The 13,998-nt window shown below is 69.3% G+C and carries 9 protein-coding genes; 3 read left to right on the top strand and 6 right to left on the bottom strand.

Translation table 11 applies throughout. The annotated features are described in order from the left end of the window. Positions 1–59 precede the first annotated feature (59 nt). From AB0M02_RS45730 to AB0M02_RS45720, 3 genes are all read right to left on the bottom strand, one after another. Positions 60–2,927: a hypothetical protein gene (locus AB0M02_RS45730; RefSeq protein WP_364238807.1), complete on the bottom strand. Its 2,868-nt coding sequence runs from the start codon at positions 2,925–2,927 to the stop codon at positions 60–62. Between the two features lie 73 nt (positions 2,928–3,000). Then, on the bottom strand, positions 3,001–3,705 hold the full coding sequence (locus AB0M02_RS45725) for a hypothetical protein (protein ID WP_364238806.1): 705 nt from the start codon (positions 3,703–3,705) through the stop codon (positions 3,001–3,003). A gap of 157 nt (positions 3,706–3,862) precedes the next feature. Next, positions 3,863–4,726 carry a GDSL-type esterase/lipase family protein gene (locus AB0M02_RS45720; RefSeq protein ID WP_364238805.1) on the bottom strand — a complete coding sequence of 288 codons (864 nt, stop codon included), beginning with the start codon at positions 4,724–4,726 and terminating at the stop codon, positions 3,863–3,865. A gap of 335 nt (positions 4,727–5,061) precedes the next feature. On the opposite strand from AB0M02_RS45720, the gene AB0M02_RS45715 reads away from it, so the two are divergent. Continuing rightward, positions 5,062–6,819, top strand: a complete 1,758-nt coding sequence (locus AB0M02_RS45715) for an alpha/beta hydrolase-fold protein (RefSeq protein WP_364238804.1) — start codon at positions 5,062–5,064, stop codon at positions 6,817–6,819. Here the strand turns inward: AB0M02_RS45715 and glpK (AB0M02_RS45710) are convergent. Both glpK (AB0M02_RS45710) and AB0M02_RS45705 read right to left on the bottom strand, forming a co-directional pair. Continuing rightward, entirely contained in the window at positions 6,804–8,264 is a 1,461-nt protein-coding gene (glpK, locus tag AB0M02_RS45710; RefSeq protein WP_364238803.1) for a glycerol kinase GlpK, read from the bottom strand. The two genes, AB0M02_RS45715 and glpK (AB0M02_RS45710), sit on opposite strands and share 16 nt — an antisense overlap. Next, positions 8,261–9,016: an IclR family transcriptional regulator gene (locus AB0M02_RS45705; protein WP_364238802.1), complete on the bottom strand. Its 756-nt coding sequence runs from the start codon at positions 9,014–9,016 to the stop codon at positions 8,261–8,263. The genes glpK (AB0M02_RS45710) and AB0M02_RS45705 overlap by 4 nt, the downstream gene beginning before the upstream one ends. 86 nt (positions 9,017–9,102) lie before the next feature. Between AB0M02_RS45705 and glpK (AB0M02_RS45700) the strand changes: the two genes are divergently transcribed. Together glpK (AB0M02_RS45700) and AB0M02_RS45695 are read left to right on the top strand one after the other, a co-directional pair. After that, positions 9,103–10,566 carry a glycerol kinase GlpK gene (gene glpK, locus AB0M02_RS45700; protein ID WP_364238801.1) on the top strand — a complete coding sequence of 488 codons (1,464 nt, stop codon included), beginning with the start codon at positions 9,103–9,105 and terminating at the stop codon, positions 10,564–10,566. A gap of 74 nt (positions 10,567–10,640) precedes the next feature. Beyond that, positions 10,641–12,347, top strand: a complete 1,707-nt coding sequence (locus tag AB0M02_RS45695) for a glycerol-3-phosphate dehydrogenase/oxidase (protein WP_364238800.1) — start codon at positions 10,641–10,643, stop codon at positions 12,345–12,347. 57 nt (positions 12,348–12,404) lie between these two features. On the opposite strand, the gene AB0M02_RS45690 is transcribed toward AB0M02_RS45695, so the two are convergent. Beyond that, positions 12,405–13,937 carry a M1 family metallopeptidase gene (locus tag AB0M02_RS45690; RefSeq protein ID WP_364238799.1) on the bottom strand — a complete coding sequence of 511 codons (1,533 nt, stop codon included), beginning with the start codon at positions 13,935–13,937 and terminating at the stop codon, positions 12,405–12,407. Positions 13,938–13,998: the final 61 nt, after the last annotated feature.

The raw sequence follows: 13,998 nt of genomic DNA, 5'->3' as shown, positions 1-13,998 counted from the left end.
GTAGAACGAACGTTCTTGCTTCCGCCAAGGGAAGCAAGAACGTTCGTTCTTGCCGACGGTCAGGAGAAGACGCTGAACGACAACTGGCCCTCATCAGTGATCGTCCCGTCCGCGGTGCGCCCGGTGACCGTCACGATGAAGTAGTGCGCCTCGGCGGGGGTCCAGGCCAGCTCCGCCACACCCTCGGTGGCGGAGACCGTTCCGGCAGCCACCTCGGTCAGGGCGGTGTAGTCGAAGACCCGGTAGTCGTACTCGGTGATACCGGGCATTCCGCCGCTGAACTTCAGCACCGCCGGATCGCCCGGCGCGCCGTTCCAGCTGTTGTCCTGGAGCCGGTCCGCCTCGACCAGCGGCTTGGTGCCGACCAGCATCCGGTACTCGGTGACCGGCGACAGGACGCCGTCGACGAACTCGCGCTGCACGTACAGGATCAGCTCACCGGTCTGCCGCGGCGTGTAGGGGACGTAGGTGACCAGCACGTCCTCCTCCCGGTCCACGGACTGCACCGGCTCGTCGCCGACGTGCCACAGGTACCGCTTCGTGGCCTCGCTCGGTGAGGCGCTGAAACCGATCCGGCCCGGCACGCCCATGCCGCCGGACGGCCACCACTGGTCCCAGGTCGCGCTGACCGAGACACCGGCGTCGTCGATCTGGAACCCGAACGTGCGGCTCTCGGTGACCGAGCCGTCGGCACGCACGCTGTGCACGACCAGCATCTCGTAGGAGCAGCACTGCGGCGTCCAGACGAACTGCGCGGTGCCGTCCGCCTTCGCGGCGACGTAGGTCTCCTCCCCGCTGTTGCCGATCGTGTAGCGATACCCGGTCACGTCCGGCATCGCCGGTTCGAACGTGAACGTGGCCTCCCTGCCGGTCATCGGTGTCTCGCCATACGGACCCCGCACCGAGACCAGCGGGGCGTCGGAGACGGTGAAGGTGAGGGTCGCCGCCGGCGAGAGCGTGCCGTCGGCCAGCCGGGCCCGCGCCGTGAATGTGTTCTCCCCCGCGTGCAGCGGCACGACCTCGACGATCGCGTGCGCGCCGTCGGTGGTCTCCTTCTCCGGCCCGCCGTCGAAGCTGTAGACGAAGCCGGTCACATCGGGCAGATCGCTGTCGAGGTGGACGTTCGCCGGGCGGCCCACACCGTCCGGGTCCGGCCAGGTCGTGCCGTAGTCCGTGTAGAGGAACGGCTTGGTGCTGATCACGAAGAACTGCTCGCGCGCCGCCTCGGTGACCGAGCCGTCGGCCTTGACCGCGACCACCGTGATCTCGTAGTAACGGCCGTCCTCCGGCGTCCACTCCAGAACCGCGGAGCCGTCCGGTCCGGCCTCGATCGTCTTCTGCTCGTCGCCGAAGTCGTAGCGGTACGCCACCACGTTCGCGGTGCGCGGGGTGAACGTGAAGGTGCCCGGCACCCCGCTGAGCGGCGAGGACTGCCAGTTGAACTGCTCCGAGGCGATACCCGGCGCGTCGCTCACCCAGATCGTCTCGGTCTCCGTACCGATCACCTTGCGGCCGGCGTAACTGCGCTCGACGATCGTGTGCGAGCCGACGGACGGGAAGACGATCTCCCCGGTGCCCTTCCCGTCCACCACCGGCACGCGGACCTCGGCGCCGCCGTTCAGCGCGTACCCGAACGAGGTCACCTCCGCCGCCCGTGACTGCAGCGTGATGCGGCTGGGCAGGCCGACACCGGCGACGTCGACAACGGCGAACGGCGCGGTGTCGCGTACCCAGAAGTCGTAGCCCGTCCACGGACCGCGGTTGCCCGCGGCGTCGTAGGACTGGACCTCGACCCGTGACCGCGCGTCGTGGCTGGGCGCGATCTCGACCCGTGCCCGGCCGCCCGGCCGGTTCGCCGCGACCGACTCCGTGGCACCGCCGCTGATGGTCCGGTAGGCGAAGCCGACGACGTCCCGGTCACCCTCGGCGTCGAACACGAACGTCCCGGGCACGCCAGGGCCTCCGGTGCCCGGGTAGCCCTGGGAGTCGTACTTGCGGGAGAACACGACCGGTGCCTTGGCGGGAGCGGTGTTGTCGACCGTCAGATAGCAGGTCCTGGTCCACGGGCTGGAGTCGTCGCGGTCCCGGGCCTGCGCGGCCCAGGCGATCACGGTGCCGTCGGCGAACTCGCGGAGGTCCCGGGTGATCGAGGTGGACTCGACCCGCTTCTCCGGCTCGGCGACCGGCCAGCTCGCGTAGTAGAGCTGCGGGCGGTCACCGTCGGCGTCGGCCGCCGTCGCGTTGAAGCGGGTGAACGAGCCACCGGCGGTCGGGTGTTTCGCCAGAGTGCCGCACGGCCGGTCCGGATAGAGCAGCTTCGGCGCGCTCACCGTCGGCGCGTGGTTGGACGACATGCTCAGCGCGAACCGGCGCCAGGTGCGGGCGACCGCCGGGTCGGTCTCGGAACCGGCCGCGACACGCACCTCGAAGGTGATCGACTTCTCGCGCCGGTCCAGCGCGGCCTCGACCTGCGGGAGCACGTCGACGCCGAGGTAGGCACCCGGGCAGATGACGCCCTTGCCGAGGTTGTACCGGCCGACCAGCTCCAGCTCTTTCGGCGCCTTCTTCCAGGTGGTCGTCTCGGTGACCGGCCGGGAGCGCCAGACCTCGATCGGCGCGGTCGCGGTGCAGTCCCGCACCGTGCGCTCCGAGGAGTAGAAACTCGCCCGATGGACGACCTGGTCACGGTACGGCGTGAGGTCGAACGTGAAGTAGGCGCGCCGGGCGCCCGTGTCGCCGGTGACGCCGGTCGGCGCGTCGCCGTCCGGGTTCGGATCCGCCGTGGTGGGCCGCGCGGAGTCGGTGTAGGCCCAGGCCGCCAGTTCGGCGGCGGTGTAGGTCATCGCTTGAGCGGGCTGCGCGGTCACGGTGACGACCGCGGCAGCGAGGACAATTACGGACAGCAGCGATTTGCGCAGAGGACGCATTTTTCTCCCCGAAACCGCCCGGGGATGGACGTCCGGGCGGTTCCAAGGATCTTAACAGCGTCGATGGATCGCGTCAGGGCTTGGAGACGGCCTCGGCGATGTCGCCGAGCAGCTCGTACGCGGTCGTGCGCTTCCCACCGATGAAGGCGTTCGGGACGCCCTGCTGCCACGACGCGTTGCCGAGGTCGGTGGTCACGGTGCCGTCCGGCTGACTGTCGGGCCCGTACAGCGGACGAGGTTTGGTCAGCTGGTCGAGGCGGGCGTCCACGATGCGGGTGAACTCGGTGGTGAGCCAGCGCTTGTCGGCGTCGGTGAGTGCCACGGGGATGTCCTCCAGTCGCCAGGATGTGGTGTTGGCCTCGCGCGACGTCACGTACGAGGCGGAGAAATGCGCGTGCTCGGTGTGGGGGCTGCTACCGGTGTACGCCCGCTGCTTCCATCTGTTGGACGCCTCCCAGATCCGGCGGTTGTAGATGATGTAGCGCAGCCTGTTCTCGGCGCCGCTGCGGGAGCGGGCGAGGATGTGCTGCACCACCATCTCCATCGTCAGATTCGGGGTACGCAGGTCGTCGTCGGCGTCGAACGCGTGAACCTCGTGCTTCGAGTCGGCGTCGTAGATCGGCACCCGGCCGACCTCGTCGTCGTTGTGATCGGAGACGGTCGCCTGATGCGCCCGGTCGCCGATGGTGCCGTCGCTCGTCTTGTCCCGGTCCGGTGCGATCCGGTTCAACTCCGTGCGCAACTGCACCAGGCAGGGCACGAGCACCCAGTCGGCCATTCCTCAGGTCCTCTCAGCGATTTGCGGACCATTTCATACCGCTGATCGCGCACATTAAAACGGCACGATGTCACTACTCTGGGTGAGAGAATTCAGAAATGCGCAGGTCCGGGGCGCCGACCCCGGAATGTGCCAATCTTTGCGGATGTGACGCCGATCACCATCCGAAGCGGTCGGGGTAGACCACCTCGGCCAGCTCGTTCTGGCCCTCGACGTTCGGGTGGAAGTAATCGATCCGGTTGATCAGATCGAGGGAGAACCGCACCTCGTGCGCCCGCCCGCCGTCCCACCGGCACCGTTTCCCATACGCCTTGCAGGCCTTGCGGAGCTGTTCGTTGTACGCCTCGATGCGGTCCCGGACCCGCTTGCGCCGCTGCTCGTCGGCGCTCGCGGTCGAGGTGGGCGCGGCCAGCATCGACGGGCAGATGCCACCCTGGCCCCAGACCTCCACGGCCTTGTCGTCACCCCGCCCGAGCTGCCACAACCGGTACAGATCCGGGACGCTCACCATCAGCACCCGCGCCTTGGGCAGGCCCTTCCTGAGCCGGGCCAGCCCGCGGTCGATCTCCTTGCGGAACGTCGTCACGGCCGTCATGTTCGCCACGTCGCGCGAGCAGGCGTCGTTCGCGCCGATCAGGATCGTCACGTACTGCGCCTTCATCTCCACGGCCCGCGTTGCCTGCCCGGCGAGCGCGTCGGCCTCGGCACCCGGCTCGGCGAAGTTCTTCGCGTTCCCCTTGATCCTGGGATTGTCCTCGAGAATGCGCCGATAATGGCTGTCCACCGAGGACGCCGTCCCGGTCGACCAGGAGTTGCGGCTGCACGCGACGAACGCCAGGCAGCTGCCGAACCCGGCCGTGATGGAGTCGCCGAGCGCGGCCATCGACGACGGCAGCCCGGACGGCGGCCGGCTCGTGGGCGCGTCACCGGGCGGCTCCGGCGTGGCGCCCGCACCCTCACAGGCCAGGGCGAACACCGCGAGGAGCGCTAGTACGGCGAGGTGCCAGCGGCGAAACTTCATCCCCGAAAACGATATGTCATCCCCTTCGTGATCGGCACCGGCGAACACCGGTCGATCACGGTGAGCGATCATCGCGACGCGTCATGTCATTTTGAACGACGATTCAGGAATCGACCCACGCCATAGCGACACCCATTCCGCTGACATCCCGGAATGGGCTCGTAAATAGATGTGGAGCCCGGTGGACAGGCTGATGGCTTCCGGTCGCGGGAACCACACCACACCAGGCCAGGCGCGCTCCGGCACCCTGTTGACAGGACGCCAACAGGTTTGCGAGTGTGCGTCCACTACGTTTCGTGTGTGATCTTGTGAACACGTCCTCTAGGAGAGGCTCGATGTCACTTTCCGTTTCCCGTACCCGCCGGAGGGCCGCCCTGCTGGGCGCCCTCGCCCTTTCGCTGACGTGTGTGAACGTTCCCACATCGGCAACCGCGCACCCGAAGACCGACACGTCCTGTGCCACCACCGGGTCCGTCGACTTCGGCGCCGACCTGGCCGGCGACGGCTGGAAGTTCACCACCGGCGACGATCCGGCCTGGTCGGACCCGGCGTTCGCGGACTCCGGCTGGCGCGACTGGAGTGTCCCGGACAACTGGGGCAACCACACCGACCTGTCCACCTACGACGGATTCGCCTGGTACCGCAAGACCTTCACGCTCCCGGAGCGACCGGCCGGGGTCACCGACTCCGCCGTGGTCGCCGCGCTCGGCAAGATCGACGACGCCGACCGGGCGTTCCTCAACGGGCAGGAGATCGGGCGCACCGGCGGGTTCCCGCCGAACTTCGACTCCACGTGGGAGGTGCCGCGGGAGTACTACCCGGCGGACGGCCTGCTCAAGTGGGGTGGCACCAACGTCCTCGCGGTACGCGTCTACGACGGCACCGGTGGCGGCGGCTTCTATCAGGGCCCGGTCGGCCTGTACTCGAAGGCCCGGCTGCGCGCGCTGTCCGGGATCACCGGCACAGCCGCCACCCGGGCTCAGCTCGCGCACGCGTGTGCCGTGCTCAACGCGCAGCACCGCGCGGTGGCCGCTGGCAACACGCGTGCGTACGCCGAGACCCTGGCACCCAGCTTCTTCCACTCCGGTGACACCGCCGACCGGCGCCTGTCCGACCTGCGGGCGCTGCTCAAGACCGGCAGGGTGACACTCACCGACGCGCAGGCCGAGGTCTTCGTGGACAGCCAGGGCCGGCTCGTGGTGGACACCATCCGCGGCTGGACCAGCCTGCCGACGGCCCGTGAACTGCTCTACCTCGACCCCCGCAAGGACGTCGAGCTGGGTGATCACGCGCGGTTCTTCCGGGACGACTACGCCTCCGCCGCGATGGGCCGCCGGATGCAGTTCAACGTGTACCTGCCGCAGAGCTACACCCGCACCACCGCAAAGCGGTTCCCGGTCGTGTACATGCTGAACGGCTTCAACGGCAGCAACATCGAGTGGGAGGCGCGGGACATCGACACCGTCCTCGACCGGCTGATCCGCGAGAAGGGCCTGGAGGAGACGATCGTCGTGTTCCCGGACGGCGACAGCGGCTGGTACGTCGACACCTCGGCCGGCAACTACCGCTCGATGATCGTGGACGAGATCGTGCCGCTGGTCGACCGGGCGTACCGGACGATCCCGGACCGGGACCACCGCGGCATCAGCGGGGTGTCGATGGGCGGGCAGGGCGCGTTCACGCTCGCCTGGAAGAACCCCTCGGTGTTCAGCTCGATCGCGAGCCACATGGGTGCGCTGAGCCTGGCGCCGCTGGTCGGCACGGCCGAGGAACGGGCCGCCAACGCCGGGCTGCGGCCGCTGACACTGGTCACCACCCTGCCGGTGGCCGACCTGAACCGGCACCGGTACTACTTCGACGGCGGCGACTCCGACGACTACCGGTTCGGCGTGGCCGCGCAGCAGATGAGCACCGCGCTGGCGGCCAGGGGTGTCCGGCACGACTACCAGCTCGGGGCCGGGCGGCACGATGACGCGTACTGGATGCCGAAGCTGGACCGGTCGTTCGGGGTGCACACCGAGCAGTTCCGGGCCAACCCGGTGAAGCAGCCGCGGGAGCCGAAGCCGGTCAGGGACCCCTACACCTGGCCGTAGAAGACCGCGCACTCGACGGCGCGCCGCCAGCTCGTGTACTCGGCGGCGCGCCGGTCCGGGTCCAGGGCCGGCGTCCAGCGGCCCGCCGGGTGCCGGTTGGCGCGCAGGTCACGCAGGTCGGACCAGTAGCCGACGGCGAGACCGGCGGCGTACGCGGCACCGAGTGAAACCGTCTCGGCGACCATCGGGCGGACCACCGGCACGTCCAGGACGTCGGCGACGATCTGCATGAGCAGGTTGTCGGCGGTCATCCCGCCGTCGACGTTGAGCCCGGTCAGCGTCAGGCCGGAGTCGGCGTTCATCGCGTCGACCACGTCACGGGTCTGGAACCCGGTCGCCTCCAGGACCGCGCGGGCCAGGTGGCTCTTGGTGATGTACGAGGTCAGGCCGACGATCACGCCACGGGCCTCGCTGTGCCAGTAGGGCGCGTACAGGCCGGAGAAGGCGGGCACGATGTAGCAGCCGCCGTTGTCGCCGACGGTGCCGGCCAGGGTCTCGATCTCGGAGGCGGTGCTGATCAGGCCCAGGCCGTCGCGCAGCCACTGGACCAGTGATCCGGCGATGGCGATCGAGCCCTCCAGGGCGAACACGGGTTTCTCGTCGCCGATCCGGTAGCCGACCGTGGTGATCAGGCCATGCCGGGATCGGACCGGCACCACACCGGTGTTCATCAGCAGGAAGCCGCCGGTGCCGTAGGTGCATTTCGCCTCGCCGGGCGCGAAACAGGTCTGCCCGAACAGCGCCGCCTGCTGATCTCCCATGGCCGCCGCGATCGGCACTCCCGGCAGCACCGAGGAGAAGCCGTATATTTCCGAAGAGGACCGAATCTCCGGCAGGATCGCCCGAGGAATCCCGAAGAGGCTGAGCAACTCGTCGTCCCAGTCCAGGGTGGACAGGTTCATCAGCATCGTCCGGCTGGCGTTCGTCACATCGGTCACGTGACGCCCGGTGAGATTCCAGAGAAGCCAGCTGTCCATCGTCCCGAACAGGATCTCGCCCCGGATCGCCCGTTCCCGCAGGCCGTTGTCCAGCAGCCACTGCAGCTTCGTAGCCGAAAAATACGTCGCGGGCGGCAAACCCGTTATTTCGGAAATGTTGGGAAGCTGGGCTACCAACGACTCCGTCCGCGTGTCCTGCCACACGATCGCCGGCGCCACCGGAACACCGGACTCCCGGTCCCACACCACCACGGTCTCACGCTGATTCGCGATCCCGATCGCCGCCACCTGCGAAGACTCGACCCCGGCATCCCGCAGCACCCGAGCCAGGAGCCGCTTCACATCCCGCCAGATCCGCGCCGCGTCATGCTCCACCCAGCCCGGCCGCGGATACGACTGCGGGTGCTCGGCCCGCACCATCGACACCACGGTCGCCCGCCGGTCAAAAAGAATGCACCGCGTCGACGTGGTCCCCTGATCAATGGCCAGGACATAGCGCTCGGTCATGCCAGGTCACGCGAGATCGCGCGGGCCGCCGCCGTCACGTGCTCCACCAGCGCCGGACGGGCCTGCCGCCGGGTGTCGCAGAGTCGTTCCACCGGCCCCGAGATACCGATCGCACCGACCACCAGGCCACCGATCGCGCGGATGGGCGCGGCGATCCCGGCCCGGCCCGGCTCGCGTTCCTCGACGGAGAGACCCCAGCCTCGCGAGCGGGTCTCGCTGAGGGACCGGGCAAGCTCTTCGCGTTTGGTCAAGGTCCTTCTTGTGTACGCGAGGAGCCCACCCGCCACCACCGCGTGCACCGCCGACACGTCGTAGGCCAGCAGCACCTTGCCGAGCGCCGTGGCATGTGCGGGCAGCAGCTGACCGTTCTCCAGCGACTGCGCCGAGTCGTCCGGCCGGAACACGTGGTGCACGACGAGAACCCGGTCGTCGCGCAGCGCCCCGATCCGTACCTCCTCACCGCTGCGCGCCGCGAGAGCGTCCGCCCAGTTCAGCGCCCGGCCACGCAGCTCGTTGACGTCGAGCCCGCTGTCGCCGAGGTCGAGCAGCCCACGGCCGAGCCGATAGCGGCTGGTCCGCGGATCCTGCTCGACGAACCCGACGTGCTCCAGGGTCCGCAGGATGCCGTGCGCGGTGGACTTGGGCAGGTCGAGCGCCTCGGCGATCTCTCCGACCCGCAGCCGGTCCGGTCCGGCGGCGAGCAGCCGCAGCACGGCCGAGGACCGCTCGATGGACTGGATCAGGCCGGGCACGTGCGACATTGTCGCACGCGGTCCGTTGCCGCGGGTCGTTCCGCTCCCTAACGTCCGAGCTCGGAGGGCTGACCCGGGAGGTAGGAGTGGCGCACTTCGTCGGCGCGATCGATCAGGGCACCACCAGCACGCGCTTCATGATCTTCGACCGGTCCGGTGCCGAGATCGCCCGGCACCAGATCGAGCACCGGCAGATCCTGCCGGCGGCCGGGTGGGTCGAGCACGACGCGGTCGAGATCTGGGAGAACACCCTCAAGACCATCGACGTGGCGCTGGCGGGTGCCGGGCTCGGACCGTCGGACCTGGCCGCCGTCGGCATCACCAACCAGCGCGAGACGGTCGTCGCCTGGGACCGGGAGACCGGCGTCCCGGTGGCCCCCGCGATCGTCTGGCAGGACACCCGCACGGAATCGCTGGTAAGTCGCCTGGACCCGTCCTACATCTCCGAAAAGACCGGCTTGCCGCCCGCGACGTACTTCTCGGCCACGAAGCTGCAGTGGCTGCTGGACAACGGCCTGCGGGACCGGGCGGAGCGGGACGAGATCCTGTTCGGGACGATCGACAGCTGGCTCCTCTGGAACCTCACCGGGCGTCACCTGACCGACGTCACCAACGCCAGCCGGACGATGCTGATGAACCTGTCCACCCTGGACTGGGACGACGACCTGCTCCGACTTTTCGGGATTCCTCGTGCGGTGCTCCCGGAAATCCGATCGTCGAGCGAGATTTATGGTTTTTCGACGATTTTGCCGGGTGTACCGATCGCGGCGGCCATCGGCGACCAGCAGGCGGCGCTGTTCGGGCAGACCTGCTTCGCGCCCGGCGAGGCCAAGTGCACCTACGGCACCGGCGGCTTCCTGCTGATGAACACCGGCACCACCCCGGTCCGCTCCAGCCACGGCCTGATCACCACGGTCGCCTACCGCTTCGGCGACGAGAAACCCGTGTTCGCACTGGAGGGCTCGATCGCCGCGGCCGGTGCGGCGATCCAGTGGCTGCGCGACCAACTCGGCGTACTCGACTCGGCAGCCGCCAGCGAGACGCTCGCGGGGCAGGTCGAGGACAGCGCCGGCGTCTGCTTCGTCCCCGCGTTCTCCGGCCTCTACGCCCCGTACTGGCGTCCGGACGCCCGCGCGGCAATCGTCGGCCTGTCCCGCTTCCACACCGCCGCGCACATCACCCGGGCCACGCTCGAAGCCATCTGCTACCAGACCCGCGACGTGGTCGAGGCGATGGCACAGGACGCCGGCGGCTCGATGGACTGCCTCCAGGTCGACGGTGGCGTCACGGCCAACGCGCTCTGCATGCAGTTGCAGGCGGACATCCTCGGCGTACCGGTCAGCCGTCCGGCCGTCGCCGAGACCACCGCGCTGGGCGCCGCCTACGCCGCCGGGCTCGCCACCGGTTTCTGGAACTCGATCGACGACCTGCGCGCCAACTGGCACGAGGACCGCCGCTGGCACCCCTCGTGGAGCGCCTCCCGGCGCACCGATGGCATCACCCGCTGGCAGGCCGCCATATCCCGAACCCTCGACTGGCCCACCCCCTAACCCGTGTGTGGAGTTCGGCCTCCATACAAACCCCAACTCCACACACAAGGTTGGCACGCAGGAAAGAGGAACGTATGAACACCGGAGTGATCTCGCCGCAGGCGCGGGTGGCGGCGCTGGCCGCCATGTCGGCCGGCGACGAACTGGACGTACTGGTCGTCGGCGCCGGCGTGGTCGGCGCGGGGGCGGCGCTCGACGCGGCCACCCGCGGGCTCTCCGTCGGCCTCCTCGAAGCCCGCGACTTCGCCGGCGGCACCTCGAGCCGGTCGAGCAAGCTGATCCACGGCGGCCTGCGCTACCTGGAGATGCTGGACTTCGCCCTGGTCCGCGAGGCGCTGCGGGAACGCGGCCTGCTGATCCAGCGGCTCGCACCGCACCTGGTCCGGCCGGTGCCGTTCCTCTACCCGCTGCAGCACCGCGCCTGGGAACGGTTCTATGTCGGTGCCGGTGTCGCCCTCTACGACACGCTCGCGCTCTCTGCGGACGGTTCCGGGCTGCCGCGGCACCGGCACCTGAGCCGGACGCAGGCGATCAAGGCGTTCCCGTCGCTGCGGCCGGACTCGCTGGTCGGCGCGATCCGCTACTACGACGCGCAGGTCGACGACGCGCGGCACACGATGTTCCTGGTCCGCACGGCGATGGCGCACGGCGCGCATGTCGCCGCACGCACCGAGGTGACCGGCTTCCTGCGCGAGGGGCGCCGGGTGATCGGCGTCCGGGCCCGCGACGCCGAGACCGGTGCCGAGATGGAGATCCGGGCGCGCACGGTGATCAACGCGACCGGTGTGTGGACCGGCGACAGCCAGGCGCTTCTCGCCGGCGAGCGGGAACAATTCAAGATCACCGCCAGCAAGGGGATCCACCTGGTCGTGCCGCGAGACCGGATCTCCGGACGCACCGGCATGATTTTGCGTACGGCGACAAGCGTGCTCTTCGTGATCCCGTGGGAGCGCCACTGGATCATCGGCACCACCGACACCGCCTGGGACCTGGACAAGACCGACCCGGCTGCTTCCGGCAGGGACGTGGACTACCTGCTCGACGAGGTCAACAAGGCGCTCGCCACTCCCCTGACCCGCGACGACGTGCAGGGTGTCTACGCCGGACTGCGCCCGCTGCTGTCCGCCGCCTCGTCGAGCACCGCGAAGCTGTCCCGTGAGCACGCCGTCGGCACCCCCGTGCCGGGGCTGGTCGTGGTGGCCGGCGGCAAGTACACGACGTACCGGGTGATGGCCAAGGACGCGGTCGACGCCGCGGCGCGCGACCTCACCACACGGGTGCCGTCGTCCTGCACCGACCAGGTCCCGCTGCTCGGCGCGGCCGGCTTCCGGGCGGCGTGGAACCGGCGGGCGCTGCTGGCCCGGCGGGCGGGACTGCACGTCGGCAAGGTCGAGCACCTGCTCCGCCGGTACGGGACGCTGGTCGACGAGGTGCTCGCGCTGATCGAACAGGACCCGTCACTGGGTACGCCGCTCGAGGGCGCGCCCGACTACCTGCGGGCCGAGATCGTCTACGCGGTGACACACGAGGGGGCACGCACTTTGGATGATGTGCTCGCGCGGCGTACCCGAATCTCTTTCGAAACCGCGGACCGTGGCGTCGCCGCGGCCTTGACCACCGCTCAGCTCATCGCCGGCGCGCTCGGCTGGACCGAGGCGGACGCCGAGCGGGAGGTGGCCGCCTACCGCGCCCACATCGCGGCCGAACTCAACGCACAGCGCCAACCGGACGACGAGACCGCCGACGCCGCCCAGCGCGACCTAGCCCCCCTCGCCGCCTAAAAGAAATCGTGTGTGGACTTCGGCCCCGATAACGACCCGAAGTCCACACACAAATCGTCAGTGCTGGTGCAGCAGCTCGTGGGTCTCGCTGATCTTGGCCCACGACTTCGGCGCGACCGGCGCCTTGCGGACCAGCGTCGCCGGGTTGCCGTCGAGCACCGGCTTGGACGGCGTGAAGATCCAGGCGTCGAAGAGCGCGTCCAGGTCCTGGCCGGAGATCTTCTCGGCGAGCGCGATGAATTCGTCGGTGCTCACGTTGCCGTGCCGGTTGTCGGTCGCCCAGGTCCGCAGGATCTCGAAGAAGTCGTCGTCACCGACGGTCACCCGCAGCTGGTGCAGAGCCATCGCACCCCGGTCGTAGACGGCGTCACCGAACAGCTGGTCCACACCCGGGTCGGCCGGAGCGGTGGTCCAGATCGGAGCGTCGTCCGGGTTGACCGCGTAGAGGTAGTCGAAGATCTCCTGCGCGGTGCCCTCGTCGTTCTTCTCCGACCACAGCCACTCGGCGTAGCTGGCGAAGCCCTCGTTCAGCCAGATGTGCTGCCACGCGTCCAGGGCGAGCGAGTCGCCGAACCACTGGTGGGCCAGCTCGTGCACCACCACCGCGGTGTTCGAGCCCCGCCGGAAGAAGCCCGCCGCATAGGTCGGCCGCGTCTGGTTCTCCAGGGCGAAACCGAGAGTGTTCGGCGCCGCGACGACACCACCAAGAGCTTCAAAGGGGTACGGGCCGAAGACCGTCTCCTCCCACTCGGTGATCTCCGCGGTGCGCTCGATGCTCGCCTCGGCGGCGTCCCGGAAGTCCTGGGTGAGCAGCTGGGAGTAGGCGTTGTAGATCGGCAGACCGCCCTCGGAGGTGTCGGTCGTGACGTCGTACTGACCGACGGCCAGGAACGTCAGGTAGGTGGCCTGCGGCTTGAGCGAGCGCCAGCTCCACCGGGTGTAGCCGAGCGTCTCGCGGACCGGCGGGCGGGGCATGACGCCGTTGCTGATCGCCTCGACGCCGTCCGGCACGGAGACCGAGACGTCGAAGGTGGCCTTGTCCGTCGGGTGGTCGTTGCTCGGGTACCACCACCAGGCGATCTCCGGCTGGCCGACGGCCATGGCGCCGTCCGGCGTGCGGATCCAGGCGGTGTATCCGGCGCCGACCTCGGTCGACGGGACACCGGAGTACTGCACCACGATCGTCAGCGCGCCACCGGCAGCCACCGTCCGGGCCGGGGTGACGACCAGCTCGTGCTCACCCTCGTAGGCGAAGGTGGCGGGGCGGTTGTTCACGCGTACCGACGAGACGTCGAGCAGGAAGTCGAGATTGAACCGGCTGAGGTCCTGGGTCGCCTTCGCCAGGATCGTGGTGGTGCCGGTCAGCCGGTCGGTCGCGGGGGTGTAGCGCAGCCGGACGTCGTAGTGGGAGACGTCGTACCCACTGTTGCCGTAGTCCGGGTAGTACTCGTCGCCCACCCCTGGGCCGCCGGGCGCCGGTGCGGCGCGATGCGGTGACACGGGAACGCGAGCGGGCGCGGCCTCGGCGGCCACGCCCGTTCCGGCGAGGGTCAACGCTGTGGCGGTCAGAGCCACTAGCAGTCGTCGCACGGTAGGAGTCCTTCCGTTTGCGGATCGGATCACCGTCAAACTATCGAAGGACGTCGTCGTA

The sequence above is a fragment of the Actinoplanes sp. NPDC051861 genome (assembly GCF_040681145.1).
GTDB lineage: Bacteria > Actinomycetota > Actinomycetes > Mycobacteriales > Micromonosporaceae > Actinoplanes.
Note: the sequence above shows the minus strand (reverse complement) of the source record. Positions and strands in the feature narration are given on the sequence as shown.

Coding starts and splice junctions, on each gene's coding strand:
- glpK (WP_364238803.1), bottom strand. CDS start 8,264: ATGACCGAGCGCTATGTCCTGGCCATTGATCAGGGGACCACGTCGACG.
- AB0M02_RS45725 (WP_364238806.1), bottom strand. CDS start 3,705: ATGGCCGACTGGGTGCTCGTGCCCTGCCTGGTGCAGTTGCGCACGGAG.
- AB0M02_RS45730 (WP_364238807.1), bottom strand. CDS start 2,927: ATGCGTCCTCTGCGCAAATCGCTGCTGTCCGTAATTGTCCTCGCTGCC.
- AB0M02_RS45715 (WP_364238804.1), top strand. CDS start 5,062: ATGTCACTTTCCGTTTCCCGTACCCGCCGGAGGGCCGCCCTGCTGGGC.
- AB0M02_RS45695 (WP_364238800.1), top strand. CDS start 10,641: ATGAACACCGGAGTGATCTCGCCGCAGGCGCGGGTGGCGGCGCTGGCC.
- AB0M02_RS45720 (WP_364238805.1), bottom strand. CDS start 4,726: ATGAAGTTTCGCCGCTGGCACCTCGCCGTACTAGCGCTCCTCGCGGTG.